General features: G+C 67.0%; 25 protein-coding genes. 19 read left to right on the top strand and 6 right to left on the bottom strand.

Annotation, left to right across the window (positions count from 1 at the left end; genetic code table 11):
- Positions 1-85: 85 nt before the first annotated feature.
- The gene (locus tag ACFTWF_RS15805) at positions 86-3,100 is read left to right on the top strand and encodes a kelch repeat-containing protein (protein WP_378462145.1); all 3,015 of its coding nucleotides are present in this window, start codon (positions 86-88) and stop codon (positions 3,098-3,100) included.
- A gap of 19 nt (positions 3,101-3,119) precedes the next feature.
- On the opposite strand, the gene ACFTWF_RS15810 is transcribed toward ACFTWF_RS15805, so the two are convergent.
- Together ACFTWF_RS15810 and ACFTWF_RS15815 are read right to left on the bottom strand one after the other, a co-directional pair.
- Positions 3,120-3,314, bottom strand: coding sequence for a hypothetical protein (locus ACFTWF_RS15810; protein ID WP_185724012.1), 195 nt, complete (start codon positions 3,312-3,314; stop codon positions 3,120-3,122).
- A 41-nt stretch (positions 3,315-3,355) separates the two neighbouring features.
- Positions 3,356-3,685 carry a hypothetical protein gene (locus ACFTWF_RS15815; RefSeq protein ID WP_378462146.1) on the bottom strand — a complete coding sequence of 110 codons (330 nt, stop codon included), beginning with the start codon at positions 3,683-3,685 and terminating at the stop codon, positions 3,356-3,358.
- 578 nt (positions 3,686-4,263) lie between these two features.
- Here ACFTWF_RS15815 and ACFTWF_RS15820 point away from each other — a divergent pair.
- Positions 4,264-5,574 (top strand): serine/threonine-protein kinase, encoded by a 1,311-nt coding sequence (locus tag ACFTWF_RS15820; protein WP_378462147.1) that lies wholly within the window; start codon positions 4,264-4,266, stop codon positions 5,572-5,574.
- Between the two features lie 15 nt (positions 5,575-5,589).
- Here the strand turns inward: ACFTWF_RS15820 and ACFTWF_RS15825 are convergent, their stop codons facing one another.
- A complete protein-coding gene (locus tag ACFTWF_RS15825; RefSeq protein WP_378462148.1) occupies positions 5,590-6,549 on the bottom strand; it encodes a poly-gamma-glutamate hydrolase family protein in 960 nt (319 codons plus the stop codon).
- A 321-nt stretch (positions 6,550-6,870) separates the two neighbouring features.
- Between ACFTWF_RS15825 and ACFTWF_RS15830 the strand changes: the two genes are divergently transcribed.
- From ACFTWF_RS15830 to upp, 3 genes are read left to right on the top strand one after another with little or no spacing between them, the layout of a single operon-like run.
- Positions 6,871-8,142, top strand: a complete 1,272-nt coding sequence (locus ACFTWF_RS15830; protein WP_378462149.1) for a GTP cyclohydrolase II — start codon at positions 6,871-6,873, stop codon at positions 8,140-8,142.
- Complete coding sequence (locus ACFTWF_RS15835; RefSeq protein ID WP_378462150.1) at positions 8,139-9,407, top strand: URC4/urg3 family protein; 1,269 nt, start codon at positions 8,139-8,141, stop codon at positions 9,405-9,407. The genes ACFTWF_RS15830 and ACFTWF_RS15835 overlap by 4 nt, the downstream gene beginning before the upstream one ends.
- 21 nt (positions 9,408-9,428) lie before the next feature.
- Positions 9,429-10,058, top strand: coding sequence for a uracil phosphoribosyltransferase (gene upp, locus ACFTWF_RS15840; RefSeq protein WP_378462151.1), 630 nt, complete (start codon positions 9,429-9,431; stop codon positions 10,056-10,058).
- A gap of 44 nt (positions 10,059-10,102) precedes the next feature.
- Here upp and ACFTWF_RS15845 read toward each other — a convergent pair whose 3' ends face one another.
- Both ACFTWF_RS15845 and ACFTWF_RS15850 read right to left on the bottom strand, forming a co-directional pair.
- Positions 10,103-10,456 carry an HNH endonuclease gene (locus ACFTWF_RS15845; protein WP_378462363.1) on the bottom strand — a complete coding sequence of 118 codons (354 nt, stop codon included), beginning with the start codon at positions 10,454-10,456 and terminating at the stop codon, positions 10,103-10,105.
- A 90-nt stretch (positions 10,457-10,546) separates the two neighbouring features.
- Positions 10,547-10,987, bottom strand: a complete 441-nt coding sequence (locus ACFTWF_RS15850) for a hypothetical protein (RefSeq protein ID WP_378462152.1) — start codon at positions 10,985-10,987, stop codon at positions 10,547-10,549.
- Positions 10,988-11,229: 242 nt separating this feature from the next.
- Between ACFTWF_RS15850 and ACFTWF_RS15855 the strand changes: the two genes are divergently transcribed.
- The 8 genes from ACFTWF_RS15855 (at position 11,230) to ACFTWF_RS15890 (ending at position 18,477) form a co-directional block, all read left to right on the top strand.
- Entirely contained in the window at positions 11,230-11,922 is a 693-nt protein-coding gene (locus ACFTWF_RS15855; RefSeq protein WP_378462153.1) for a GntR family transcriptional regulator, read from the top strand.
- Positions 11,922-12,716 carry a LamB/YcsF family protein gene (locus ACFTWF_RS15860; protein ID WP_378462154.1) on the top strand — a complete coding sequence of 265 codons (795 nt, stop codon included), beginning with the start codon at positions 11,922-11,924 and terminating at the stop codon, positions 12,714-12,716. The genes ACFTWF_RS15855 and ACFTWF_RS15860 overlap by 1 nt, the downstream gene beginning before the upstream one ends.
- Complete coding sequence (locus ACFTWF_RS15865) at positions 12,709-13,347, top strand: allophanate hydrolase subunit 1 (protein WP_378462155.1); 639 nt, start codon at positions 12,709-12,711, stop codon at positions 13,345-13,347. Before ACFTWF_RS15860 ends, ACFTWF_RS15865 begins: the two co-directional genes overlap by 8 nt.
- Positions 13,344-14,267: a biotin-dependent carboxyltransferase family protein gene (locus tag ACFTWF_RS15870; protein ID WP_378462156.1), complete on the top strand. Its 924-nt coding sequence runs from the start codon at positions 13,344-13,346 to the stop codon at positions 14,265-14,267. The genes ACFTWF_RS15865 and ACFTWF_RS15870 overlap by 4 nt, the downstream gene beginning before the upstream one ends.
- 62 nt (positions 14,268-14,329) lie before the next feature.
- On the top strand, positions 14,330-14,782 hold the full coding sequence (locus ACFTWF_RS15875) for a VOC family protein (protein ID WP_378462157.1): 453 nt from the start codon (positions 14,330-14,332) through the stop codon (positions 14,780-14,782).
- Between the two features lie 139 nt (positions 14,783-14,921).
- A complete protein-coding gene (locus ACFTWF_RS15880; protein ID WP_378462158.1) occupies positions 14,922-16,241 on the top strand; it encodes an MFS transporter in 1,320 nt (439 codons plus the stop codon).
- On the top strand, positions 16,238-17,035 hold the full coding sequence (locus ACFTWF_RS15885; protein WP_378462159.1) for a D-glutamate cyclase family protein: 798 nt from the start codon (positions 16,238-16,240) through the stop codon (positions 17,033-17,035). The genes ACFTWF_RS15880 and ACFTWF_RS15885 overlap by 4 nt, the downstream gene beginning before the upstream one ends.
- Positions 17,032-18,477: an aspartate ammonia-lyase gene (locus ACFTWF_RS15890; RefSeq protein ID WP_378462160.1), complete on the top strand. Its 1,446-nt coding sequence runs from the start codon at positions 17,032-17,034 to the stop codon at positions 18,475-18,477. The genes ACFTWF_RS15885 and ACFTWF_RS15890 overlap by 4 nt, the downstream gene beginning before the upstream one ends.
- Positions 18,478-18,620: 143 nt before the next feature.
- On the opposite strand, the gene ACFTWF_RS15895 is transcribed toward ACFTWF_RS15890, so the two are convergent.
- A complete protein-coding gene (locus tag ACFTWF_RS15895) occupies positions 18,621-19,886 on the bottom strand; it encodes a PucR family transcriptional regulator (RefSeq protein ID WP_378462161.1) in 1,266 nt (421 codons plus the stop codon).
- A gap of 98 nt (positions 19,887-19,984) precedes the next feature.
- Here ACFTWF_RS15895 and ACFTWF_RS15900 point away from each other — a divergent pair, with 98 nt between their 5' ends.
- From ACFTWF_RS15900 to ACFTWF_RS15925, 6 genes are all read left to right on the top strand, one after another.
- Entirely contained in the window at positions 19,985-20,917 is a 933-nt protein-coding gene (locus tag ACFTWF_RS15900) for a TauD/TfdA dioxygenase family protein (protein WP_378462162.1), read from the top strand.
- 26 nt (positions 20,918-20,943) lie between these two features.
- The gene (locus tag ACFTWF_RS15905; protein ID WP_378462163.1) at positions 20,944-22,386 is read left to right on the top strand and encodes an aldehyde dehydrogenase; all 1,443 of its coding nucleotides are present in this window, start codon (positions 20,944-20,946) and stop codon (positions 22,384-22,386) included.
- Positions 22,387-22,452: 66 nt separating this feature from the next.
- Positions 22,453-23,796, top strand: a complete 1,344-nt coding sequence (locus ACFTWF_RS15910) for an MFS transporter (RefSeq protein ID WP_378462164.1) — start codon at positions 22,453-22,455, stop codon at positions 23,794-23,796.
- An 81-nt stretch (positions 23,797-23,877) separates the two neighbouring features.
- A complete protein-coding gene (locus ACFTWF_RS15915) occupies positions 23,878-25,542 on the top strand; it encodes a long-chain-fatty-acid--CoA ligase (protein ID WP_378462165.1) in 1,665 nt (554 codons plus the stop codon).
- Positions 25,539-25,901 carry a YidH family protein gene (locus ACFTWF_RS15920; protein ID WP_378462166.1) on the top strand — a complete coding sequence of 121 codons (363 nt, stop codon included), beginning with the start codon at positions 25,539-25,541 and terminating at the stop codon, positions 25,899-25,901. The genes ACFTWF_RS15915 and ACFTWF_RS15920 overlap by 4 nt, the downstream gene beginning before the upstream one ends.
- Positions 25,898-26,227: a DUF202 domain-containing protein gene (locus ACFTWF_RS15925; protein WP_378462167.1), complete on the top strand. Its 330-nt coding sequence runs from the start codon at positions 25,898-25,900 to the stop codon at positions 26,225-26,227. The genes ACFTWF_RS15920 and ACFTWF_RS15925 overlap by 4 nt, the downstream gene beginning before the upstream one ends.
- Positions 26,228-26,879 lie beyond the last annotated feature (652 nt).

Below are 26,879 nucleotides of genomic sequence, written 5' to 3' on the forward strand. Positions count from 1 at the left end.
TTGTGAGAGAAAGACATTCGAGTCGTCGTCCGTCGTGATCAGCGACGAAACCGGTCGCCCTGCATCACAGAACCGAGGTGCCGCGATGTCCGATCTCGACCCGGACGCGACCCGGGCGGCGGTCCGCCCAGAGGGCCGCGGGATCGTGGCCGAGTTGGACGACGCCGGGTTCGCGGGCGCCGAGGAGGTCGGGCGAGGAGGCTTCGGTGTCGTGTACCGCGCTCTGCAGCGGTCACTGGGCCGGATTGTTGCGATCAAGGTCCTGACGTCGGATCTGGATCCCGGGAATCGTGAGCGTTTCCTCCGGGAGGGCTACGCGATGGGTGGGCTCTCGGGTCACCCGAACATCGTCAACATCTTGCAGGTCGGCGTGACCGACGCCGGTCGCCCGTACATCGTCATGCACTACCATCCGCGGGATTCGCTGGCAGTACAGATCCGCCGCGAAGGTCCGCTGCCCTGGCCCGAGGCGATCGGTATCGGGGTGAAGTTGGCGGGAGCGCTGGAGACGGCGCACCGGACCGGCACCCTGCATCGCGACATCAAACCCGCGAACATTCTCCTCACCGACTACGGCGAGCCGCAGCTCACCGATTTCGGCATTGCACACATCGCCGGCGGCTACGAGACGGCCACCGGCGGATTCACGGGGTCACTGGCGTTCACCGCGCCCGAAGTGCTCAACGGTGAATCGCCGACCACACGATCCGATGTCTACGGATTGGGCGCGACGATCTTTTCGCTCATCGCAGGGCGGGCGGCATTCGAACGGAGGTCCGGCGAGGAGCTGATTGCGCAATTCGTAAGGATCAGCAGTCAGCCGGTACCGGACCTGCGCGCCCAGGGCTTCCCGGACGTCGTGTGCGCCGCCATCGAGAGAGCGATGGCGACCACGCCCTCGGCCCGCCCGGCCTCCGCCGAGGAGTTCGGTCACCAACTCCAGGCGGCACAGCGAAACACCGGTTTGCGCTCGGACACGATGGCTCTGGCGCCCAGGGAAACCGCGCACACCACCGATCCGCACCAGCCGGCCGCGGGTGACGGTACCGACCGACGGTTCGGGCACGAAGACGCGATCGTCGGCCCGCAGCAGTTCACCGCACCGACCCACCAGTTTCAGCCGGAGCCCCACCCGTCGGGCCCGTGGTTCTGGCCGCCGACAGACCCGCCGCCCCCGCCACCCGCGCCGGTCCGCACACCTCGACGCGGGATCCTGACCGTGCTCACCCTTGTCGTCGTGCTCGCGCTGGCCGTCGGCGGCTATCTGGTGGTCAGAGAAGCGTCCGGTCCCGGCGCCCCGGCACCGGCCGCCGGGGATTCCGGCGCATCTCCCGCAGTCGACCCGACGGCGTCGTGGCGGCCGGTCGCCGATGCCCGCGTTGCCCGCCAGCAGACGGCGACGACCGTCGCGGACGGCACGATGTGGGTCTTCGGAGGGTTGGACGACGACGGCGTCTCCGCTCGGCAAGAGGGCTACGACCCGGCCATCGACACGTGGAAGGCCGGTCCGGACCTGCCGGTCCCGCTCAATCACGCGATGGCCGTGACCTACAACGACGAACCCGTTCTGATCGGCGGTTGGAAAGCCGACGGCCAGAACCTGATAGCCGTCGCTTCCGACCGGGTGATGGCCATGCGCGATGGCCGGTGGGTGGATCTGCCGCCGTTGAACGTGCCGCGGGCGGCCGGGGCCGCGGCGGTGGTGGGCGACCGGATCGTGGTGACGGGGGGTCAGGCGAACGGTGCGTTGGTGCCGACGACGGAGGTGTTCGACGGGACGAAGTGGACGACCGTGGCGGATATCCCGACTCCGCGGGAGCATCTGGCGGGGGTGTCGGACGGGAAGTATTTCTATGCCGTGGGTGGACGCGATCTCGCGGCGGATCAGAATTCCGGTGCGGTGGAGCGGTTCGATCCGGTGTCGGGGGTGTGGGTGTCGTTGCCGGCGATGCCGACCCCGCGTGGCGGGTTGGGTGCGGCGTTCATCGACGGCCGGATCGTGGCGGTCGGTGGTGAGGAGCCGACGCGGGTGCTGTCGACCGTCGAGGCGTTCGACGTGGTGGCCGGGACGTGGTCGTCGCTGCCGCCGCTGCGTACGCCCCGGCACGGAATGGCGGTCGGCGCGGTCGGCGACACGGTGTACGCGGTCGGTGGCGGCACCAAGCCGACACACGCAGAATCGACGTCCGTGTCCGAGGCTCTGCAGATCGCCCCCCGCAAGACGCAATGGGCCCCGGCGTGGCGTCCCGTGAAGGATGCGCCGATCGCCCGCCAGCAGTCGGCGACGACCGTCGCCGACGGAACGATCTGGGTGCTCGGCGGCCTCGACAACGCGGGGTCGACACCCAAGGTCGAGGGCAACGACCCGGCCATCGACACGTGGAAGGCCGGACCCGACCTCCCGGTCCCGCTCAATCATGCGATGGCTGTCGCCTACGAGGGCGAGTTGGTGGTACTCGGCGGATGGGTGCCGGAAGGTCCGAAAGTCACCGGGACCACGTCGGACCGGGTGCTTGCGCTACGCGATGGCCGGTGGGTGGATCTGCCGCCGTTGAACGTGCCGCGGGCGGCCGGGGCCGCGGCGGTGGTGGGCGACCGGATCGTGGTGACGGGGGGTCAGGCGAACGGTGCGTTGGTGCCGACGACGGAGGTGTTCGACGGGACGAAGTGGACGACCGTGGCGGATATCCCGACTCCGCGGGAGCATCTGGCGGGGGTGTCGGATGGGAAGTATTTCTATGCCGTGGGTGGACGCGATCTCGCGGCGGATCAGAATTCCGGTGCGGTGGAGCGGTTCGATCCGGTGTCGGGGGTGTGGGTGTCGTTGCCGGCGATGCCGACCCCGCGTGGCGGGTTGGGTGCGGCGTTCATCGACGGCCGGATCGTGGCGGTCGGTGGTGAGGAGCCGACGCGGGTGCTGTCGACCGTCGAGGCGTTCGACGTGGTAGCCGGGACGTGGTCGTCGCTGCCGCCGCTGCCCGTCGGGGTTCACGGCATGGCCGTCGCGGCGGTAGGCCACACCCTTTACGCCATCGGCGGTGCGCTGCGGCCCACGCACGCAGAATCCACCGCGATCGGGCAGGCTCTGGATTTCTGGTAAGGATCGGGCCCGGTCGGTGCTATCTCCGGATGAGGCTGTCGGACAGACGAGCTTCCTTGGCCGCGCGACTCGACGGATCGCAGCGGTACTGCCCTGTGGTGGTGTGGCGGTAGCCGGGCCCATCCTTGACGACGGTCTGGGCGCAGTAGCGGCATTCGTCGCCTCGGGGCCCGAATCGGATGGTCTCGACGGTGGGGTACGTGTTGATGCTCATTGCTCTCGTTCTTCGGTGTGGTCGGTCGACAAGGTGGCGGTTTACGCGTATTCGGCGGCGGGGGCGGCGGAACCGGCACGGTCGGCTCGGTCGAGCGCGTCCCACGCGAGGTCGTAGCGTTTGAGGGTCATCTCGTCCGCTTCCGCGAGCAGTGCCTCCAGAAGAGAGTGCGGGTCGTCCTGCCAGGAGTGCAGGGCGGTCGCAACCGTGCGATTGGTGAACAGCCCCGACTGCCCCAGCGCCTGACCCCACTCGTCGAACAGGCCGTGGTGGATGCGTTCGACGGCGTCGTAGTCGAATCCTTCGGCGACGAAGTCGCGCGAGAAGGTCGCTGTGACGTAGTCACCGCAGGTAATCGGTACTGCATTCATCGGTGCGGGCACCTTCCGTGACTGGCGAAGCACGGGCCGCCGTGGAGCCCCGGTTCGCGACTATGAGACACGTCACATCATCCCCTGGCTGGGTACGTGGGGCATCGGCCGAACTACCGGGGGGCATACCTGTTTTTCGTGATACGTAACGCTGACCTGGGCTGGCAGGGTCCCGCGGGATTCGAAATAGATGAGTGCACGGCATTGCGGTGGACCGCACTGCGCGCGTAGATTGAGGGTGCGGACCGAAAGAGTAATCGGAAACGGTGAAACATTCGAGAAGCAGAGATCCGGCCGAGAATGTGAACGCATTCCCGGCCGAACCCCTGTCCGGGGCAGATTCGACCGGCTCCCGGCGGCACCGCTCAGCGTAAATTCACGCACCCACCCCAGACCAGGTTCTTCCGCTCGGGTGCGGCCAGTTCGCATGCGAACTTCCCGCGTCGGGAGGGCGGTGCCGGAAGGTTCCCCGCGCGAGCGATCCGCCACGACCGCCTAGACTTCACGAGTGGAGGCGGTCCGACCGCCCGGTGCACAGTTCCGCAGACGCGGCCATTTTCGAGCGGCGGAGAGTGACGATGCAAGTGGGAGCCCTGTTCGGCAGGTACCGGTTGGACCGACAGCTGTCGGTGGATGCGACCGGCGAGGTGTGGGCGGCATTCGACACCGTCACCCAACGGCCCGTCGCGGTGCGAGCCCTGCCGCCGGATGCAACCGAGGATGACGAGTACCGCGAGCGGTTCGGACGAGACAGCGCCGTGGCGGCGCGCATCCGGCACCCGAATGTGATTCCGGTACAAGACTTCGGGCAGATCGCCGACCGGTTGTTCGTCGCGACACCGCTCACCCCGGGAGCGAATCTGCACGCGATGCTCCGGTCCTCCGGCGCGATGGACGTCCCCGCCGCCGTCGGCGTCGTCGAGCAGTTGGCGTCGGCGCTGGACGCCGTGCACGATGCCGGACTCCGTAACCAGTACGTCACATCGGCCAACGTGTCGGTGCAGGACGACGGGTCCGTCTACCTCACCGATGTCGGGCTGCCGACGAATCTCGGTGCCGCGTCCGGTATCTACGGCCTGACCACCGTGTTGTACGAATGCCTCACCGGCACGTACTTTCCGTCGTCGAGCCGACACGAATTGCAGCGCCGCCCGTCGTCGGTGAATCCGGCGGTGCCCGTCGGAATGGACGTGGTGATCGCACGCGGAACGGCGGCTGAACCCGCGCGGCGTTACCAGTCCGCGGGTGAACTGGCGGCCGCTGCTCGCGCCGCGGCACCGTCACCACAGCAACCACCACCGCCGAAGTCTGCAGCCGCCGTCGCTCCGGCGGCCTCGCCCGAGGACCGGAACCGCCGCGTCCTGATCGCTGGTCTCGCGGTGGCGGCGATCGTCGCTGCCGCGATCGTCGGGGGCGTGATGATCGGGTCCGGATCACCCTCGCCCGACGTGTCCGGCCCTGTCCGGTCGTCGATCGCGGCCACCGCTCCGGCCGTCACGAGCCCGACCGCGGTAGCGGCATCGTCGCCGTCGCCGTCGCCGTCGCCGTCGACGGAACCGCAACCGCAACAACCGCAGGCAGAAGCGCAGCCCGAAGACTCTCCCGTCCGTCAAGAAGCGGCTCAGCCGACGCCGGCCCCGCCGCCCGCGCCGCAACCACCACCCGCGCCGCAACTGCCGCCGGCAGCTTCGGCCCCGGACGTATTGCCCTGCTACCCCGGCTACGAGCACACTCCGGCGCCGGACGGGCCGTGCCTCCCACCCGGGTCGCCGCCGGCGCAGGCCCCCGCGCCGGCGCCCGCCCCCGTGCCCGCTGCTCCGCAGGTCTTGCCTTGTTACCCCGGCTACGTGCACACCCCGCCACCGGACGGGCCTTGCTGGGCTCCGTGACCGGGCGCGAAATCCTCAGGGGAGGAATCGGAGTGCGGTGTCAACGCCCGGGTCGGGGGAGATCCAGGACTTGTAGACGCCGCTGACGGCGTCGGCGATCGCCGACCCGTACTTCATCCGCGCCGCCAGGCACTGCTCGATCTGAACTCCGCCGGCAGCATCGACCGTCAGGCGGTTGACCAGATTCGCGGGGGATCGCCCACTACATCGTTCCCCGGGATCGGCCACGCGCACACCGACTCCGCTCCCGTCGAGTACCCGCGCGATCGCGTTCCGCACGTCCGACCGGAGCCGATCAGGGGCGAGACCACCGACGAGGACCTCGGTTCCGCTGTACCCGTGGAACGACACCGCCCACCGGAACGGTCTCGCGGCCAGCGAGCGGAGCAGCGGAAAGCTGTGCACGCTGAGATCACCCGAAGAGATGTGCCACGCCGAGTAGGCGTTGCCGTCCGGACGCCACCCCTTGCACGTCCAGAGCGTCGAATTCCCTGAGCCGAGTAAGTCGACGACCTGTTCGGCCTGCCGATCGGTGCGGGCCTCGATGGCACCGCCGTGCGGTGCGAGGACGGCGAGCCGTCGATGGTGACCGTCGTCGACGAGACGCTCGATGAACTCCCCGTCGATCCTGGCCTGGCGTTCGGTCATGCCGGGGTCGATGCATCGAAGGTCGAGGCTCACCGCGTGTCCCGGCTCCACTCCGAGCCTGCGTCGTCCGCACTCCGCAATCCGGATGGTGTCGATCGCCGTCGGATCGGTGTCCGGGATCAGTGTGAACAGTGCGGTCTTCCCCCGGTGGCTCACACGCGCCTGCTGACGAGGCCTGGCGCCCAGCCGGGCCAGCATCCGCGGATGGATCCGGAGATGCTCGGCCACGTGTGCGTTGGCGGAACGGCTGCGACGGACTTCGAGGTGCACCGCCACGGCGAAAGGCTGCGCCCCGAGGGCGTCGTGTTCGTCGTCGCCGTGTTTCATGCATTCACCGTGTTCTTCGTGCGCGCGAGTTGCTCACGGACAGAATCTCACGCGGCGGCATCGAGCAGATGCAGTTCCTCCGCCACGATCAGATCGACTTCTTCACTGGTCAGACCGGACAGCAGATGTGCCGACAACATCGCGCTCACCTCCTCGCTGCGCTTCTACTGATACGTCGAACGGGAGACCGCGATTTCGACATCCGACGTCGGCACCGCCAAGTGGCTATGCTTGCGGATTCCAGTGACCGGAAATATCGGGCGCGGGAGACACACTCCGGCGGTATGCCGTGCCGCCGGGCCTTCCTTACGGAGGAACGCCATGTCCGCTGACGCAGTGTCCGCCAGATCCGAGAGCGCCACCGGCCACATCCGATTGACGTCGCACAGCGGTGGCGTCGGCTCCCTCCCGATCCACTGGGGAGCGCCCACCGCGGCCGAGCGCGGTCCGGTGGTCGGCACCACGACGAATCGGGCCCACCGCAACGTGGTCGGCACCCACAGCGGGTCGTACAGCATCTACCGGGCGCTTGCGGTCGCGTCGGGTGCACTGTCGCGCCGGCACAAAGCCGACCTCACGAATACGGCACCCACCGACGCGATCGGTCCGTACCCACAGTGGAGCGAGCCGGGGAAGATCGTGAGCCTGGACCCGTGGGGTGCCATGGTGGCCGAGGTCTTCGCCGCGGAATTGGCGGCCGGCCACGACATCCGCCCCAGCATCGCGGTGACGAAAGCGCACGTGATGCTGCCGGAGATCATCGAGGCCGTGCAGTGCGGCCGCCTGGTCCCGGACGGCCGATTCCTGCTGCCCAGTGGCGCGGCGCTGGTCACGAAGGCGGCGATAGAGCCCGTCTGGCACCTACCCGGCGTGGCGGAGCGCTTTCGATGTAGCGAGACGGATCTGCGTCGGGTGCTGTTCGAGGAGACGGGAGGCATGTATCCCGAGCTCGTGACGCGCTCCGACCTGGAGGTGTTTCTGCCGCCGATCGGCGGTCAGACCCTCTACATCTTCGGCGACGCGCGTGACCTGGCCGATCCCGGGGTGCAACTGACCGCGCGCGTGCACGACGAGTGCAACGGCTCGGACGTGTTCGGCTCGGACATCTGCACCTGCCGCCCCTACCTCACACATGCGATCGAGGAATGCATCCAGGGAGCGCAGCGCGGCGGAGTGGGCCTCGTGGCCTATTCGCGTAAGGAGGGCCGGGCGCTCGGCGAGGTGACCAAGTTCCTCGTCTACAACGCGCGCAAGCGCCAGGCAGGCGGCGACACGGCGGATCAGTACTTCGCCCGTACCGAATGCGTGGCCGGCGTGCAGGACATGCGCTTCCAGGAACTGATGCCCGACGTACTGCACTGGTTGGGGATCAAGAAGATCCATCGACTGGTGTCGATGAGCAACATGAAGTACGACGCCATCACCGGCTCGGGCATCGAGGTCGACGTGCGGGTGGACCTGCCCGACGAGCTGATCCCGGCCGACGCGCGGGTGGAGATCGACGCCAAGATGGCGGCCGGCTACTTCACACCGGGAGCAGTGCCCGGCGCCGAAGAACTGGCGAAGGCCAAGGGCAGGGAGCTGGACGGATGAGCGTGCTCGGTGTCGGTCCCGTTCTGGACACCGGGCGGGCCGAGGGCGCGGCCGTGGCACTGCGCTCGACCACTGCCGTGCGGGAGCGTGCGCAGCAGTTGCTGGGGCGCGCGCGGCAGGGGGAGTCGCGGTGGTTCACCGTCCACGACGACGCACTGCCCGCAGCGGCCGGCGAGGTCGTGGACGTGACCCGTGCGCGTTACCCGGACCTGACGATTCCCTTCCACAGCCGCTGGCGCCATTTCGAGGCAGGCAGCGTGAACCGCAAGGTTGAGCTGGATGCCCGGCTGGGAGAGCAGGACACCGCGGCCCGCGCCCGCGCCATGATCGACCTGGCCGTGGTCAGCGTGCTGCTCGATGCGGGCGCCGGCCCCGACTGGCAGTACCACGAGGAGGCGAGCGGGCAGGACTTCGCTCGATCCGAGGGTCTGGGCGTGGCGAGCTGGCACGCGTTCACGAGCGGAATCTTCTCGGGCGACGCGACGCACCCGTTGCGGGTCGATGCGGACGGCCTGTGCGCGCTGCGTGCGGACCGGCTGGCCGACGCATTCCAGGTCGGACCGGCCAACCCGCTGGTCGGTCTCGAAGGTCGCGTGCTGGTGCTGCGCAGGCTGGGGGAGGCTCTCGCCGCGCAGCCCGAGGTGTTCGGCCCGAAAGGACGGCCGGGTGGTCTGTTCGACGTGCTGGTCGAGCGTGGTCCGGATCGGCCCACGGGGACGGTCGCAGCGCACGACATCCTGTCGCAAATCCTGACGTCGATGTCGGGCATCTGGCCGGCGGGCAATGCCATCGGCACCCGGCTGCTGGGTGACTGCTGGCGCCACGAAGCGGTATCCGGTCCGGGGCTGACCGACGGCTGGGTGCCGTTCCACAAGCTGTCGCAGTGGCTGACCTACTCGTTGCTGGAACCCTTTCAGTGGTCCGGCGTGCAGGTGATGGGGCTCGAGGCGCTGACCGGCCTGCCCGAATACCGCAACGGCGGCCTGCTGCTGGACACCGGCGTGCTGCGCCTGCGCGAGCCCGCCTGGGCCGCGCGTAGCTGGACGGTGAGTGACGAAGTGGTGGTCGAGTGGCGTGCCCTGACGGTGGCCCTGCTTGACGAGTTGGCGCCGCTGGTGCGCGCCCAGCTGGGCGTCGACGACGACCGGATGCCGCTGGCGTGCGTGCTAGAGGGCGGCACCTGGGCGGCGGGACGCGTACTCGCGCAGCGCCTGCGTGGTGGGCTGCCACCGCTGTCCGTCGTCAGTGACGGCACGGTCTTCTAGAGCGACGACGAGGAGTGATTCATGGGTTCGGTACACCTGATCGACCACCCCCTGGTTCAGCACAAGCTCACGATGATGCGTCGTAAGGACGCTTCTACCAACACTTTTCGTCTCCTGGCGAACGAGATCTCCGCGCTGATGACCTATGAGGTGCTGCGCGACATCCCGATGCAGGACATCGAGATCGAGACGCCGATGGAAACCACGACCGGCAAGGTCATCGACGGTAAGAAGCTGGTGTTCGTCTCCATCCTGCGAGCAGGCACCGGCATCCTGGACGGCATGCTCACCGTGGTGCCGGGCGCGCGGGTCGGCCACATCGGCCTGTACCGCGACCCCAAGACCTTGGGAGCAGTGGAATACTACTTCAAGATGCCCGGTGACCTGCAGGAACGCGACGTCGTGGTGGTCGACCCGATGCTGGCCACCGGCAATTCCGCTGTGGCGGCGGTGGAGCGGTTGAAAGAATACGGCCCCAAATCCATCAAGTTCGTCTGCCTGCTGACTTGCCCGGAAGGTGTTGCCGCCCTGCACAAGGCCCATCCCGACGTGCCCATCTACACCGCCGCCGTCGACCGCGAACTCGACGAACACGGCTACATCCTGCCCGGAATGGGCGACGCCGGCGACCGGATCTTCGGCACCAAGTAGCCGCCGGCGACGTAACCGACCGGCCCGCGTTCGTGGCCGGTCGGTTACGAGGCCGTGGCCTCGGACGTCCCGAGTTCGGTCGCCTGCCCGGCGTCCGGTGCTGCGCCGAAACGCAGCGCCAGCGCTGCGCCGATCTCGATGTGGCGCAACAGGAATGCACGCTCGTCGAGCCGCTTACGCCGCAACCAGCCGGTGACCTCGTCGTTGCACTTGCTGGCATTGCAGGAACCACACGCCGGTGCGATGTTGTCGAGCGTGTACCGCCCGCCGCGGGAAAGCGCCAGCACGCAGTCGCGTTGCAACGGCCTGTCGGTCGCGCCGCAATACGCGCACCCATCCCACGCCGCCACCAGCGCTGCCCACTGCTCGTCGCTAAGGTCGTGCTCGACACTCGTCATCCGGCGCTGACGCTTGCGCGCCGCCCGGGCCTTACGACTTCGGTTGACCGCCATCGCCCCAGCGTATGCGCTGCGACATCCGCGAAGGTGTCACATCCAGGGCATGTCGGGATCGAGCGGGTGGGAGATCACCCCGTCGTCGGGTTCGAGCGGGTAGTAGACCTGGTGCAGGGCGCCGGCAGGCAGAGATTCGACGGATGCGGCGGCGGGACCGAACAACGACGTGCCCGGATCGACGAGCTCGGTGCCCGGATCGACGAGCTCGGTGCCCGGCTCGACAAGCGTGACCTGCGGGGGAACGTCCTCGTCGGGTGCGTCGCACGAGACCATGGGCCATGCGTTCGCGCAGCCGATGCGATCCCTGACCTGCACCTGGTACGGGGAGAGGTCGGATTGCGGGGAGACGACCTGTGGGTACGACGACTGCGCCGGCGCCGCCGCGGCGGTGGCGCTCTGGGCGACGAGCATGCCGAACCCGAGGGCGGCGCCTGCTGCGACTGCGGTTGCGGTGCGAGTGCTGACGAAGGACATTGTGTTTCTCCCGACTGTTGTGTGAATTTCCGTGTCCTGTGAACGAAACCCAGTCTTCGCGGTAACGGACGCCGCGTAAGGAACCCGCAGGGGTGGTCGAGCAGGCATCCAGGGGTCGAAGATTGCACCCCTGGGGTTGTTCCGGCTTTCCGCTCGATCGCGGAACGGCGCCTGTGTAAACATCGCGTGAGATGACCCCGTTGGGCTGGACGAGCTCACTGCATCCAGTGTATACAGTGAATATGTCGCCTACGTCACAAGAGTTCGGGTCTCCGGAAGGGGATCTGACATCCCGGCTCCGGACCTCGATCGTCGAGGGTATTTATCCTCCTGGTCACCGTTTGGTGCAGGAGGAACTGGCCGATCGGTTCGGCGTGTCCCGCATACCCCTACGCGAGGCCATCCGCACCCTCGCGGGCGAGGGACTTCTGCGGTCCGTCCCCGGCCGCGGCACGTTCGTCACCGCGCTCGACCTCGGCGAGATCGACGAGATCTACGACTTGCGCCGGCTTGTCGAACCGAGCTTCGCCGAGCATGTCACCGATCGGGTCTCGCGACGAGACATCGGCCGGTTCGAGACGATGGCAGAAGAGATGGACCGTGTGGCCGAAACCGGTGCGGATGTGTGGTCGCGTACCAATCTGGCATTCCACCTCGACATGTATCGATTGTCGCGCTTGCCGATGCGTTACGAGATCATCGCGCAGATGTATCACCGGCTGGAGCCGTACTCCCGGTACTACGTACACGGGACGTGTGCCTACGGCCGGGTGCAAGACGAACACAAGGCCATGGTGCAGGCGCTCGCCGACGGAAACTCCGACGAACTGGCGCGCCAGATCGTCCTGCACATCGACGGCGGGCAGACCGGTCTGCACCGCGCATGGGAGAACTCTGCCGAGGACATGCGTACGTACTGGGCGGAGCGCAGCTGATGAGTACTCGAACGGTCTCGATCAATACGGACATCGGCGAGGGGTTCGGGGTATGGGGAGTCGGCGACGAGGCGCCGTTGATGGGCCAGGTCACTGCCGCGAACATCGCATGCGGCTTTCACGCCGGCGATCCCGACATTCTCCGTCGAACCTGTGAAATGGCCTCGGCGCGAGGGGTTTCGGTAGGTGCTCAAGTGTCGTATCGAGACCTGGTCGGTTTCGGACGCCGTTTCATCGACGTTCCGACGCCGACGCTCGTGAACGACATCGTGTACCAGATAGGTGCCCTACAGGCGTTCGCGCGAATCGCGGGGACGGAGGTGTCCTACGTCAAGGCACACGGCGCGCTGTACAACACCGCAGCCCGGCATCACGGCCATGCGCGGGCAATCGTCGAAGCGATCGAACTTCTCGATCCGGAACTACCCGTGCTCTGTCAGTACGACACCGTGCTGTGGAACATCGCCCTCGATGCCGGACTGAGGGCGCATGCAGAGGTTTTCATAGACCGGTCGTACACCGACGACGCTCTGCTCGTGCCGCGGTCGCATCCGGAGGCCCTCGTACTCGACCCGTCGGCGGCAGCAAAACGCGCCGTGCAGATGGTCGCCACCGGCGTTGTCGACTCGGTGTGCAACCAGTCCGCGACAGTGGTGCCGGAAGACGCCGAGACGATCGCAATGTGTATCCACAGTGATACCCCGGGCGCAGTCGACATCGCCCGTCAGACCCGTTCGCTCTTGGAACAGAACGGTGTGGCACTGGTCCGGATCGGTGCTCCTCGCCATGGCTGAGTCCGGCGAGCTTCTCCGCGCGGGCGATCGTGCCTGGATCGTCGATGTCACTCCCGACCGGATCGCGTCCGTCGTCGTTGCGGCGCGTGCGCAGGCCTGGTCGGCGCTCCTGGAGGACGTCATACCCGCCGCACGCTCGATCATGTTCCGCGCGCACGCGTCGTCCGACATGCGGGTGCTCGCGGACAACATCCGCCATCTCCTGCACACCACCGATGTGGTCGAGCCGACTGGGCGTCCCGATCGTGAAACGGTGGTCATTCCGGTGCGATACGACGGCGAGGATCTCGACGATGTGGCGCGGTCACTGGGGATGACGCCGGATGAGGTCGTCGAGGCACACGCCGCCGCCGAACATCGGGTCGGATTCTTCGGCTTCGCGCCGGGTTTCGCTTACATCGACGGCGCGCCGGACTCACTGAAATTGCCTCGCCGGCCCTCTCCGCGCCCACGGGTCGGCGCCGGCCTCGTCGCCATCGCGGGCACGCAGACGGTCGTCTATCCGGGCGGCACACCGGGCGGGTGGCATCTGATCGGTTCGACCACCGAGGTTCTGTGGGACATCAGTGCCGCCAACCCCAGCCGTCTGTCCGTAGGCGATCGGGTGATCTTCGAGGTGGTGGGTAGATGACCGCGACTTTGACCGACCCCGGTCGGCTCACTTCCGATGCGACCGGTTTCGCGCAGGTCTCCGTCATCGAGGCAGGTCTGAGCACCGTACTCCAGGATCTGGGGAGGCCCGGTTTCGCGCACCTCGGGGTCACGGCCTCCGGTGCTGCCGACCGAAGCAGCCTTGCACTGGCGAACCGTCTCGTCGGTAACGCTGACGGCGCGACGGCGCTCGAGAACACCTTCGGTGGGCTCGTCATCACAGTGTCTGCGGATCGGTACGTTGCCGTTACCGGTGCCACAGTCGACATTTACATCGACGGCCGCGCCCCGGCGGAGGGCCGGCGTACGCTCCTGCGGGCCGGCCAGATTCTGTCGCTCGGCCGTCCTGCGACGGGACTGCGTGCGTACGTCGCGATCGAAGGCGGAATCGAGACCGAACGGGTCTTCGGTTCGGCGGCGACCGACTGCCTGTCCGGACTCGGCCCCGGCCGGGTGCGTCCCGGGGCAAACTTCATGCTCGGGACGGAGGCTCGGCCACCGCACGACGTTCCGCTCGAGCTGACCCCACCGCGCCTGCCGGTCGGGGCAGTCGAGGCGCGGTTCCGCTGGGGCCCTCGCGACGGCTTGTTCGCACCTCGGGATCGGGTCGCGCTGACGACCACGAGCTGGACGGTCAGTGCAGACTGTGACCGTGTGGGAGCGCGCCTCACCGGTCCGCCCCTGAGCGTCGGATCGATAGATCTGCCGAGTGAGGGTATGGCCCTCGGAGCGATCCAGATTCCGCCCTCGGGCGAACCGATCATCTTTCTCGCCGATCATCCGGTCACCGGCGGATACCCGGTCATCGGGGTGGTGACCGAACGCGATGTCGATCTCCTGGCGCAGGCGGCACCCGGCACCCGGGTCCGACTCGCGGCGCTCCCGAGAGGAGAGGCCTAACCAGAGAAACCGATCACCCATCCCACATCGAGCTCGAAAATACACAGAAAAGGACGACACATATGACCGCCCAACTGACGACTCTCGTACCGTTCCATCTGGCCATCCCTGTCGACGACATCGATGCCGCCCGCAAATTCTATGGCGGCGTGCTGGGATTCGGTGAAGGCCGGTCGGATACCAAGTGGATCGACTGGAACTTCCGGGGACACCAGGTCGTCACGCACCAGGTCGGTGACGGCCCCGGAGCGACGTCGCGTGACGGCGTCGCCGGGACGAACCCGGTTGACGGACACGATGTTCCGGTGCCCCACTTCGGACTGGTTCTCCCGGTCGATGAGTTCAAGGTTCTCGCAGACAAGCTCATATCTGTCGGGACGAAGTTCGTGATCGAACCCTACGTCCGATTCGCCGGCGAACCGGGTGAACAGTGGACGATGTTCTTCTTCGACCCGGCCGGGAACGCACTCGAATTCAAAGCATTCGCAGACCTGAACCAATTGTTCGCGGTCTGACACCTCGAACTGGGTCATCGGCAGGACTGCCATCCTGCCGATGACCACTTCGGCACCCCAGCGTCGCGGTGCCATGTTTCCGACCCCTGACCGGGGTCTTCCTCGCAGCACCTCCGTCACTTCTTCGTTGGAGTTCGCCATGACCACCGTACCTGCCTCCGTGCCCCATACAGGCGATCACGTACCCGCCCCACCTCGCATGCAACCGCGCCGCGCGGCCGTCGCCGCTGCGGCCGGCACGGCCGTCGAATACTACGAGTTCGGCGTGTACGGCTATCTCGCCGTCATCATCGGACCTCTGTTCTTCCCGAACGACAACCCGACGGCGTCACTCCTCGCCACCCTGGCGGTTTTCGGCAGCGCCTTCATCATGCGGCCACTCGGCGGAATTGTGCTCGGTCGCCTCGGTGACCGGATCGGGCGCAAGCCCGTACTGGTTGCCACCATCATTGGCATGGGAACCGCCACCGCTGTGGTCGGTCTCCTTCCCACTGCCGAATCGATCGGCATCCTCGCCCCCATCGCACTGCTGATCGTGCGACTGGCGCAGGGTTTCTTCGCCGGCGGCGAGGTCACGGGATCGGCGACCTACCTCTCGGAGTCCGCACCAATCGGCCGCCGCGGCTTCTTCGGCGCATTCACCCCGGTTGGTGTCGCTCTCGGGGGCGGCACAGCTGCACTGGTGGCCGGCGTCACCACCACGGCGCTGACCGACGACCAACTCCGTGACTTCGGTTGGCGCATACCGTTCCTGCTTGCCCTTCCCCTGATCGCCGTCACCCTCGTCGCGCGGAGCAAACTCGAGGACTCACACGCCTTCGTCGCCGAAACCGAGAACCACGCTCCCGCGAAGTCCCCGCTCGCCGAGGTTCTCACGGAACACACCGCCGCGGTGTTCAAGGTCATCTTCCTTTCGATCGGATCCAACACCGGGTACTGGGTCGGCCTGATCTTCATGAACATCTATCTGACCACGTATCTCGGATACCCGAAGTCCAATACGTTCTGGATCATGGGCGCAATCAGCTTCTTCGTCGCCACCCTGATGCCGCTCTTCGGTGGGCTCTCGGACCGGATCGGTCGCAAGAAGGTCATCACGATCGGCTTCCTCGGCTACGCGATCCTGGTGCTGCCCACGATGATCGTCATGGACAAGGGCAGCTTCGCGCTTGCGGTAGGTGCAATGGTGGTCCTCGCGCTGCCGATGCCGATCGTCCAATCCGTGACCTACCCGACCTATGCGGAGCAGTTCCCCACTCGTGTGCGGTACACCGGTCTGTCGATCTCGTTCAACATCGGAACCATCATCGGCGGTGGGCTCACGCCGTACCTGGCGACCTATCTCATCTCCCGCACGGACAACCTCCTGGCTCCCGGATTCCTGTTGATGGCGGCGGTGGTGCTTGCACTGATCACCTTGCGCACCGTGCGGGAATCGGCGAACGCGGCACTGCAATGACGCCGCTGTCACCGGGGCATCCGCGCGACCTGCGCCGCCTGGTCGCGGCTGGGGAGTGGACTGCACCAACCGCCGGCATCCTCGACGACTACCAGCAAGCCAACCTCGTCGTCGTGCCGTCCTTCGCCGCCGACGATTTCGAGAAGTACTGCCGCAGAAACCCCGACGTGTGCCCGCTCCTCGCCAGGACGGACCCGGGGAACCCCGAGCTCACCTACGACAACTGCACCGTCGACGTGCGGACCATGCTCCCGCGGTACCGCGTCTGGGAACGCAACATGCTCGTGGCCGAACCCACCGACTTGACCGAACACTGGCGCGACGACGCCGTTGCGTTCGCGTTGGGATGCAGCCATACCTTCGACGCCCCGCTCCGCAGGGCCGGGATCCCCGTGAGCCACGATGCACCACCGGTGTACATCACGAGTCGAAGTACCACGCCGGCGGGGATCTTCGCAGCCCCGCTCGCGGTCAGCATGCGGCCGGTACCCTCGGCGCTGGTCGCCACCGCGGTCGAGGTCACCGGCCGATATCCGACCGGCCACGGCGTTCCCCTACACGTGGGTGATCCGTCCGTGCTGGGAATAGCCGACCTCACCCGGCCCGACTTCGGGATCTACCCCGGACTACCCGTCGATGCCACACCGGTGTTCTGGGCGTGCGGAGTGACGCCCCAGATGGCCATCCCCGAGGCCGACCTGGAGTACGCCATGACCCACTTCGCCGGCCACATGCTCGTCTTCGACTCCTTGCTCGATGCCGCCGCCCCCTCGGACCCCAGGATTGCCCGATGACCATCACTCACAGCGTGAAACCAACGGAATTCGTCACCCGAACCGAGCACGACCTGCTCGGCGATCTCGAAATCCCGGTCGGCGCGTACTACGGAGTTCACACGCTGCGTGCGGTGCAGAACTTCCCGATCAGTGGAACGCCCATCGCGCACCACGGCGAACTGGTCCGCGCAATGGTCGCGGTCAAAGCGTCAGCGGCGATCGCGAATCGGGATCTCGGGCTACTCGACCCCCGGATTGCCGGGGCGATCATCACCGCATGTGAAGAAATCCGAGACGGTGGACTGCACGAGCACTTCGTCGTCGACGTCATCCAGGGCGGTGCGGGAACATCGACCAACATGAACACCAACGAGGTCGTCGCGAACCGGGCACTCGAACTGCTCGGCCACGACCGTGGCGACTATCGGTACGTACACCCCCTCGAGCACGTCAACCTCGGGCAGAGCACCAACGACGCCTATCCGACCGCGGTGAAGATCGCGACCATCACCGCTCTCGGTGGACTACACGACTCCCTCGCCCGACTTGCCGCAGCGTTCGCGGCGAAGGCCGTCGAGTTCGCGGACCACATCAAGATGGGCCGCACGCAACTCCAGGACGCAGTTCCCATGACACTCGGACAGGAGTTCGGTACCTACGCCGTCATGATCGGTGAGGACATCGCCCGACTCGACGAGGTCGCGCTCCTCGCCCGGGAGATCAACCTCGGCGGCACCGCAATCGGGACCGGACTCAACTCACATCCCGATTACGCACGCCGGGTCTGCGCCGCACTTCGTTCGATCACCGGGATGGAGCTCGTCACTGCCGAGGATCTCGTCGAAGCGACGCAGGACGTCGGGGCGTTCGTCCAGATCTCCGGAACCGTCAAGCGTGCCGCCGTCAAGCTGTCGAAGATCTGTAACGACCTCCGGCTACTGTCCTCGGGGCCACGGGCGGGACTTGCTGAAATCGGTCTTCCCGCAGTGCAAGCCGGATCGTCGATCATGCCCGGCAAGGTCAATCCAGTCGTTCCCGAGGCGGTCTCGCAGGTCGCATTCGAGGTGATCGGCAACGACATTGCGATCACCATGGCCGCCGAAGGCGGCCAACTTCAACTGAACGCCTTCGAACCGCTCATCGCCCACAAACTGCTCGAATCGATCACCCACCTGTCCGCGGCGGTGGATACTCTAGCGACCCGATGCGTCCCGGGCATCACCGCGAACGTCGATCACATGCGGAAGGCTGTCGACAACTCCATTGGACTCATCACGGCCCTCAACCCGCACATCGGCTACGAGGCCGCAACCGCACTCGCCGCGCGCGCACTCGACTCCGACCGCACCGTCACCGAACTCACACGGGAATCGGGCCTGCTCACTCGGGAGCAGTTGGACATGATCCTGAGCCCGAACAATCTGCTTCGTCCCAGCACTCGCGGAGGGGAAAGCGTGTGAGGGACCTGTAGGTCTCCGGACTCGTGGCCCCAAATCTCATCTGGTATGGACACACGGTGGGCCCGTCGGCCAATTGGTGAGACTGCAGGCTGCGTGCGCATTGTGAAGTGGTTCAACATGGTGTCCGCCGAATCGGGGTATCCCTAGGCGCGCGACGACTGGTCCGGTGGACGGGTGGTTCGCAGCCGTTCGACGGTCAGGGCCGCGGACAGCGCGGTGATGCCGGCGAGGGTGAAAGGACTGTGCGGTGAGATCTCGGCGATTCGGTTCAGCCGGTTGTTCACCGTGTTCGGGTGCACGCCCAGGCGGCGCGCGGTGCGTTGCCGGTCCAGATCGCACTCGAAGTAGGTCTGCAGTGTGGTGCGCAGTTCGTCCTGGCTCAGCACCGCCGCCGCGGCGGTCACCAGGTGGTCGATGCCGGGGCCGGGGCGGCTCAATTGGTGGGCCATGAACACGTCGGAGAGACGATATAGGCCGGGGCTCCGGTCCAGGGCACGCACCAGATCGAGAACCTCGTCGGCCTGCCGAGCGGCGGTCGTCACCCCGCTGATTGCGATGTCCTCCACCACCGCCGCGGTGATCGTGGCGCCGGCAGCGGATTCCAGGCCGGCGACCAACCGGTCCAGTCGTTCGGCGCTCCTCGGGGCGTCGCCGGACCGCGGCACGAGCAGGTAGCCCCCTGTCCGGTCGAGCATGGACAGCGTCGCGGGACCTCCACCGGTTCGTAGCAGCGCCAGCATGCGGTGGAGGCGTCGCCGCTCTGCCACTTCCCGCGCCTCCGCATCGAGGCCGTTGTCGGCGGCGGCTCCGAGGCGCACCGCGAGGACGTCGTAGCCCTCTGCGAGGGTGATGTTCAGCCGTTCCGCGTCCGCCCGCGGATCCTGGCCGAGCAGCAGTAGTCGCGCGATCAGTGGTACGGCTCCGGACCGTTCCTCGGTGAGGGTTTCCTGCTCGGCCTGATACGCGGTAACCATCTCGGCCAGGAATATCTCTTGCAGCCGCATTATTGCGAGCCCGATCCAGGTCAACGCTTTGGTCTCGTCGGTGTTCGCGATACACCCGGACTCCTCGAAGAATTCCTGGAAGCCGTGCTGCCAGATATGGAGCAGGAGGTTCAGCGGTACACCTTCGCGGGCCCGTTGGGCCGCGCGGTCGCGGAGCATGGCGAGCTCGTCCTGGCCGGGCGTGCTGCCGGTTCGCAGGCTCGCCAGCACCAGTGGGAAGGAGCGGCGCGCGATCGCCGGCATCTCGGCGTCGAAGATCTCGGGCGGGAACAGCACGGTGGTCACCGCGGTCCGAGTGGTGCGTAGCGAGACATCGGCGATCCGGCCGCCCAACTCGCTGAGGATCCGGTCGACACCGTCGGGGCGCGGCCCGGGGCCGGCGATGTTGTGTTGGTAGTGCTTCATCCTGTGATTGTGCTACTGCACATGCGTACCGGGTCGCAGTTGCGAGAAGACACAGTGGCGTCGGTGGTGATTGGCGACACACTTCAACCATGACGACGATGACGCACGAGAGCACGTTTGCCCGCGTCCCCATGGTTGGTGACCGCGGATTTCCGCGCCTGCACTTCGGCACCCGTGAACTGCGCCGCACTGCAGGTGAGCAGCTATTTGGCCAGCCCTACGAGCGCCTGACCCTCCGCCCCGTCGGGGTCACGATCGGTGCGGTGGTCGAGGGTGTGGACCTGGCGGCGATCGACGATGAGACGCAGGTCGAGTTGCACCGGGCGTTGCTGGAATGGAAGGTGCTGTTCGTCCGCGATCAGCACTTGACTGGGGCCGAGCACATTCGTTTGGCGAAGCGTTGGGGTGGTATCGAAGCCAACGACTTCTTTCCCAACGGGGAGGTGCGGGAAATCTCCCGGCTGGCCAAGGGCGACACCGCTGTGGGGATGGAGAACGTCTGGCACAGCGATACCTCGTTCCGGCGCGATCCGTCCATGCTGTCCATCCTGCGTGCCATCTCGGTACCCGAGATCGGCGGCGAGACGATGTGGGCAGATATGGCTGCCGCGTACGACAACCTTCCCGACGGAGTGCGCGAGCGCATCGACGACCTCACCGCGACGCACACCTTCGTCAAGTCGTGGGGACTGACGATGACCGATGAGGCGATCGCCGAAATGGAGAGCATCCATCCGCGCATCTCCCATCCGGTGGTCCGCACCCACCCGGAGACCGGCCGCAAGTTCCTGTACGTCAACGAGCCCTTCACCGAAGCAATCGACGACCTGCCTCGTGAGGAGGCGGATGACCTGCTCGACTACCTGCTGTTCCAGGCGCGGGTTCCGGAGTACCAGGTGCGTTTCCGCTGGGAACCCGGATCTGTCGCCATGTGGGACAACCGCATCACCCAGCACTACGCCATCAGCGACTACTTCCCTCAGCGCCGGGTGATGGAGCGGGTCACCGTGGTCGGCGACCAGCCGTTCTGATCGCACACGGACAGGAGAGACTGAACATGATCGAACACGCCACGATGTTCGTGGACGGCACGCAGCGGCCCCCGGCCGGCGCCGACACCATCACGGTGATCGGCGCCGCCACCGGTGAGGTCATTGGCCGGGCGCCTGCGGCCGGCGAGGCCGACGTGGACGCCGCCGTGGCGGCGGCCCGCCGGGCTCTCGCCGATGGAGTCGGCTGGGCGGGTTGGGATCCCGGCCGCCGCGCCGACCTGCTGGACCGCCTCGCCGACCAGGTGGAGGCGCGCGGATCCGAGGCCGCCGCGCTGGTCGCACAGCAAAACGGGATGCCGATCACCACCGCGCTGGCGGTGGAGGTGGCCATCCCGGTCGCGGTGTACCGCTACTACGCCGACCTGGCCCGGAACACCGAGTTCTCCGAGGTCCGGCCCGGTCTGCTCGGCGGCAGCGCGCGCGTCGACCGGTTCCCGGTGGGCGTGATCGGGGCGATCGTCCCGTGGAACTACCCGAACCTGCTCACCGCCTTCAAGGTCGCGCCGGCGCTTGCCGCCGGGTGCGCCGTGGTGATCAAACCCAGCCCGGAGACGGTGTTGGACACCTACGTGTTCGCCGACGCCGTGAGCGCCGCGAGCGTGCCGCCCGGGGTGATCTCCATCGTGCCCGGCGGCGCCGACATCGGCCGCTACCTGGTCGGGCACCCCGGCGTCGACAAGGTGACGTTCACCGGATCCACCGAGGTGGGCCGACAGATCGGCGCGCGCTGCGGGCAGCTGCTGCGGCCGGTCACCCTCGAGCTCGGTGGCAAGTCTGCCGCGATCCTGCTCGACGACGTCGACCTCGCTGCCAACGCCGAAGGCCTGTTCCAGGCGACGCTGCTCAACAACGGCCAGACCTGCGTCGCCAACACCCGAATCCTGGCTCCGCGCGGTCGCTACGCCGAGGTGGTCGACTTCTTCGCCGAGCTCTGCCGCAGCGCGGCGGTCGGGGACCCGCTCGATCCCGGCACCGTCGTCGGACCCATGGTGACCGAGGCGCACCGGGCCCGCGTCGAGCGGTACATCGCGCGCGGCCGGGCCGACGGTGCCCGGCTGGTGTCCGGCGGCGGTCGCCCGCAGCGGCTCGATCGTGGCTGGTTCGTGCAGCCGACCGTCTTCGCCGACGTCGACCCGGGAAGTGTCATCGCCCGGGAGGAGATCTTCGGACCGGTCCTCAGCGTGCTGCCGTACGACTCGGTGGACGAGGCGATCGCGTTGGCCAATGACAGCGACTACGGTCTCGCCGGCACGGTGTGGACCGCTGATCCCGACTCGGCCCGTCGGGTCGCCGATGCCATCGACTCCGGCACCTTCGGAATCAACTACTTCATGCTCGACCCGGTCGCGCCGTTCGGCGGCACGAAAGCCAGCGGTCTCGGCCGTGAGCTCGGCCCCGAGGGTCTCACGGCCTGCTTGACGTCGAAGACCACCTACTCGGCCGTCTGACACTCCGCTCCCTCAGTTCCGATCCCAGTCCACACCCGCCCGCACTCTGCACGAAGGAGCATCGTCGTGTCCCTCACCCTCAACTCGCAGGCGGCCCCGCCCGGCTGGGCCCATTCCACTCGGAGGGCGTGGCTGATCACCGCCATGTTGGCGTTGTTCATGCTGATCAACTGGGGTGACAAGTCCGTGCTCGGACTCACTGCCCGCGCCCTGATGAAGGATCTGGGGTTGACCCCGTCCCAGTACGGACTGATCGCCAGCTCGTTCTTCTTCCTGTTCGGGATCGGCACCGTGCTGGGCGGTTTCCTCGTTGATCGGATCAAAACCAAGCCGATGCTGCTCGTCATGGCGGTGGTCTGGGCCCTTGTACAGTTCCCGGTGCTCGGCGGCGCCTCGTTCGCGGTGCTGCTGGTGTCCAGGATCGTGCTCGGACTGGCGGAGGGGCCGGCCACACCGGTCGCATTACATGCGGTGATGAAGTGGTTCCCGGACGAGCGCCGCGACCTGCCGAACTCCATCGTGCTGGCCGCGTCGGGACTGGGACTGCTGGTCGCCGCGCCGGTGATGGCGTTCGTCCAGGTGCACTGGGGCTGGCGCTGGTGCTTCGGCGTGCTCGGTATCGCGGGCCTGGTGTGGGCCGCGGTGTGGTTGCTGGTCGGCCGAGAGGGACCGTACGACAAGCCTGTCAGCACCGCCGCACCCGAGTTGGACGGTGCCGCCACCGCGCCCGACGTGGCCGGATCCGCCTCCGATGTCATAGGGCGGGTGTCATACTGGCGACTGTTCGCCACCCGCACCTGGGTGTGTTTCGCACTGGCCGGATTCGGCTGCTACTTCGTGACCGCGTTGCTCACCACCTGGCTACCGACGTATCTGGAGTCGGTGCGCGAGATCAGCACCATCTCCACCGGCAACTGGATCGCGGCGACCGCAGCGACGGGCGCGATCGCGATGTTCGGCCAGGGCGTGGTGTCGCGGATGCTGATCGCCCGTGGCATACCGACGCGGTGGGCGCGGGCAGGTGTGGCCGGGATCGCGGTGGTGATCGCCGGGCTCTGCATGGTGGGCTTCGTGTTCACCGACGGGACACTGCAGCTGATCCTGATGCTGCCCGCGTTCAACCTGTTCACCGCCACGTTCCCCGCATCCAGCGCGGCAGTCGCGCAGATCACCCCGGTGGCGCAACGCGGCGCGGTGCTGGGCGTGCTGTTCGCCTTTCTCGGCGCCGCCGGGGTCATCGCTCCGTTTCTCGCCGGCCGCCTGATCCAGGCCGCGCATCAGCCGGCGTCGGGCTATCACACCGCCTTCCTGATCGGAGCGGCCCTGTTGATCGTGTCCGGCCTGGCCGTGGCGCTGCTGGCGAACCCCGACCGGGACGCCGTCCACCTCGCGGAGCGAAAGGCCCACTGACCCCGGCGATCCGGATCCACCCCCTCCATCTCATCGCCCGGCGCTCACCGCGCCGGGCGACCACCACGCAGGAGCACCACCATGACCATGATCACCGGACACCAATCCACCCACGGCGACGACTACCAGCTCAACACCAGCACGCTGCTACGGCATTCGGCGCGCACCTATCCGGAACAGGAGATCGTGTACCGAACGCCCGACGGAGGTTGGGACAGGTACACCTACGCCGACGCCTACACCGGGGTGCAGCGCGCCGCGAACGTACTGGACGCGCTGGGCGTGCAGCCGGGCGACGTGGTGGGGATCCTGGACTGGAACAGCCGCAGGCACTTCGAGCTGTACTGGGCGATCCCCGGAATCGGGGCGGTGATGCTGCAGATGAACCTACGGCTCTCGCCCGAGGATCTGGGGTACGTCGCCGCGCACAGCGGCGCCACGGTGATTCTGGTCGACGAATCGTTGATCGGTGTGGCGGAAGCCATCGCATCGCACGCCCCCGGTGTCCGCCGGTGGGTGGTCATGGCGGATCGCCCGGTCATCGAGATCGAGACCACCCTGCCGGACGCGGCCGACTATGAGGAGCTGGTGGCGCGGGCACCGTTCGAATACCACTGGCCGGTGATCGACGAACGGTCCGCGTACAGCGCCTGCTACACCACCGGCACCACCGGGCGGCCGAAAGGCGTCTACTATTCGCACCGCGGCATCTGCCTGCACACCATGGCGCAGGCGGTGAACCTGCTGATGTCCGCCGAGGACACCGTCATGATGATCACCCCGATGTTCCACGCGCAGAGCTGGGGCCTGCCGCAGTCGGCCGTGTACACCGCGGCCCGGATCGTCCTGCCCGGGGCGTACACCGCCGCGGATATCGGCGTGCTGGTGGACGCGATGATCGCCGAGGCGGTGACGGTGGCGAATGGCGCCCCGGCGATTTTCGGGCCCATGCTGGAGTACATCCGCACCCTGGACGCCAAGCCCGACCTGAGCCGAGCGCGGCTGCTGTCCGGATCCACCGAGCCGCCGCTCGCGCTCATGCGCGGCTTCCACGACGAGGTGGGTGCGGACGTGATCCACGCGTACGGTGCCACCGAGACCACACCCACCACCTTCGTCAACCGCGGCGTGAAGTTTTCCCTCGGTGGCCTCTCCGAGGAGGAGAAATGGGATCTCAAGCGCTGCCAGGGATTGCCGGTGAATGGGGTCGACATGCGGATCGTCGACGATCAGGGGCGGGAACTTCCGCACGACGGCGTCAGCGTCGGCGAGGTGTGGCTGCGCGGGCCGTGGATCACCACGAGCTACTACGGGCGCGAGCCGAGCCCCGATCAATTCGTGGACGGCTACTGGCGCAGCGGTGACCTCGGTACCATCGCACCGACCGGCCACCTCAAACTCACCGACCGGCTCAAGGACGTGGTGAAGAGTGGCGGCGAGTGGATCTCGTCCATCGACATGGAGAACCTGATCACGGCGCACCCGCGAGTCGCGGAGGCCGCAGTGGTAGCGGTTCCACACCCGAAGTGGCAGGAGCGACCGCTGGTACTGGTCACCACGGTTGACGGAGAGGGCTTGCCACTGAGCGAGATACAGGAGCTACTCAGCACGCGATTGGCGAAGTGGCAATTACCCGACACTGTCCTCATGCGGTCCGAACTTCCTCGCACCAGCGTGGGCAAACTGGACAAGAAGTCCCTCCGCGCCGAGTACGGCGACATCTATTCAGCCGCTCCGCTGTCGTGATCGCGGGTTGCCGGCGTCCCGGGCCCTTCCGCGTCGGACAAGATCCCGACCCCCGGTTCACCCTGGCCAACGAGAGAACATTCCTGGCCTGGATACGTACAGCCCTCGGCATGATCGCCGGCGCAGTCGGTTTCGAAGCATTCGGTCCCGACTTACCTCCACTGATCCATCGCCTCCTCGTGATCGGACTGTTGGTGGCCGCCGTAGTGATCGCCATTGGCTGCTTCCTCCGATGGATAGGTGTGGAATCGGCGATGCGCCGCGGTCACAGCCTGCCTGCACCGGCGTTGGCACCGATGCTGGTCGGTGTCTTGGCATTCGCCGGCACCACGCTTGCTCTCGTGTTCGCGATCCGATGACGACGACAGCGCGTGGTGACGCGGGACTGCAACCAGAACGAACCTCACTGGCGTGGGTGCGAACATCACTGACCCTCGGTGCGGTCGCCCTTCTGTGCAGCCGCTGCCTTCCTACGGTCGACCACGACAATCGGACGTGGTCGACCGGCGTACCGTTAGTCACCCTGATGCTCGCCGCGGTGCTGCTCGTCTCGTCGCCCCAGCATCGGCGGGCGCTTTGTGCCGACTTCACCGCCGGACGAACTCGCCCAGCGATACGACACGCCGTCGGATTGATAAGCGCGGTGACCTCATTGGCAGTGGCTGCAGCGATCACGTTCCTCTGAGTTCAGCCACATCTGTCGTGTCGATTCGGCGATCCCGACAACTCGACCGAGATGGACGTAGAGCTGAGCGGTGGATCGCGTAGTGCAGGACGAAGCATCCCGGGCCATGCCATTGGCGCTCGCGAGTTCGGAAGCAGGGACCGGCCTGCTTGCGCTGCATGGCATGCCTCGCAAACCAGTTTCCGATCGTTGGCCGATCCAAGATTCCGAGAGCGCCGAACATCAGCTCGAAGCCAGCGCGACAGAGGCCGCCGCATTCATCGACGACCTCCGAACACGCTTTCCGAAGTTGTCGTGGACCGGGCCAAATAGCAAGTCATTGACCAGACACCTCTCGACTTGGACGACGCCGCTGAGCGGAGGACGGATGGTGACCGTCTCCATCCCTACCTGTTGGTATCCATCGGAGTCCGAGGCGAGGGCGACGCCGCCATCATCGAAGACACTCCCTACCGCGCGGTCATGCCCGGTGTCGTGGGGCCTCGTGCGAGAGGTCCACGTAGATTCCGACGGTCGTTCGCCGGTCTCGAGGTGCGCAGAGCGGACCACCATCTGCGAGACCGTCGGCAGCAAGCACCACGACGACGTCCTGTGGGGCAACGCAAGCGAAACTCTATCGGCTCGAGTGGCGCCGACACGAGGATGTCCGGTC

The organism is Rhodococcus sp. NPDC056960 (assembly GCF_042674125.1).
Lineage (GTDB): Bacteria > Actinomycetota > Actinomycetes > Mycobacteriales > Mycobacteriaceae > Rhodococcus_F.